This is a genomic window from Acidimangrovimonas sediminis, assembly GCF_002871005.1.
Classification (GTDB): Bacteria; Pseudomonadota; Alphaproteobacteria; order Rhodobacterales; family Rhodobacteraceae; genus Acidimangrovimonas; species Acidimangrovimonas sediminis.
On the sequence record NZ_PHSN01000111.1, the window covers coordinates 1 to 307 of the forward strand.

Consider the following 307-nt stretch of genomic DNA (forward strand, 5'->3'; position numbering starts at 1 on the left):
CGCGCGGTCGAGCACGTCGCCGGCGGCGACGCGGTAGATCTGGATCTGCGTGGTGGCCGCGTCGTCGGTGGTGCCCACCCTGATCGTCGCGGCGCCGATCCCGCCGGTCACGGTGATCGCATCGCTGTCGAGCGCCGCCGGCACGGCGGGGTCGTTGGCCCCGATCGTCACGGTGATCGGCCCGGCGATGCCGCTCTCGCTCCCGTCGGAGGCGATGGCGACCGCCTGGAGATCGACGAAATCGCCGGCGGCATAGCCCGGCACGGAGACCTCGGCATTGGCCGCGGGGAAGGTGATGCCGGTCCAG

General features: G+C 73.0%; 1 protein-coding gene. It reads right to left on the bottom strand.

All coding sequences use genetic code 11. The annotated features are described in order from the left end of the window. Positions 1 to 307, bottom strand: a 307-nt coding sequence (locus CVV76_RS25130) for a hypothetical protein (RefSeq protein ID WP_158243255.1), incomplete at both ends; no start/stop codon positions are given.